The sequence below is a fragment of the Burkholderia sp. AU4i genome (genome assembly GCF_000466765.1).
GTDB lineage: Bacteria > Pseudomonadota > Gammaproteobacteria > Burkholderiales > Burkholderiaceae > Burkholderia > Burkholderia cepacia.
The window spans coordinates 1-686 of record NZ_ASSI01000378.1 but is presented as its reverse complement, the minus strand read 5'-3'; the positions used below and the strand labels follow the sequence as shown (position 1 = coordinate 686).

Sequence of the window (686 nt, the reverse complement as noted above, 5' to 3'; positions counted from 1 at the left end):
GCCGAAAGTGCTTCACCCCCTGGCCGGCAGGCCGCTCCTCTCCCACGTCATCGACACCGCGCGCACGCTGCAGCCGTCCCGGCTCGTCGTCGTCGTCGGTCACGGTGCCGAGCAGGTCCAGGCCGCCGTCGCCGCGCCCGACGTCCAGTTCGCGGTGCAGGCCGAGCAGCTCGGCACCGGCCACGCGGTGCGTCAGGCCCTGCCGCTCCTCGATCCCGCACAACCGACGCTCGTGCTGTACGGCGACGTGCCGCTCACGCGCGCGTCGACGCTGCAGCGCCTCGTCGATGCCGCGCGCGAAGGCCGCTACGGGATTCTCACCGTCACGCTCGACGATCCGACCGGCTACGGCCGCATCGTGCGCGACGCGGCCGGCTTCGTCACGCGCATCGTCGAGCAGAAGGATGCGTCGCCGGACGAGCTGCGGATCGCCGAGATCAACACCGGCATCATCGTCACGCCGACGGCCCAGCTGTCGATGTGGCTCGGCGCGCTGAAGAACGAAAACGCGCAGGGCGAGTACTACCTGACCGACGTCGTCGAACTCGCAATCGAGGCCGGTTTCGAGGTCGTCACCGCCCAACCCGACGAGGAATGGGAAACGCTCGGCGTGAACAGCAAGGCGCAGCTCGCCGAGCTCGAACGCATTCATCAGCGCAATATCGCGGAAACGCTGCTCGTCGACG

Annotated in this window: 1 protein-coding gene; it reads left to right on the top strand. The window is 69.1% G+C overall.

Annotated features, from left to right (window positions below; translation table 11 throughout):
* A partial coding sequence (locus L810_RS42825) for a sugar phosphate nucleotidyltransferase (RefSeq protein WP_042978399.1) occupies positions 1-686 on the top strand: 686 nt, incomplete at both ends.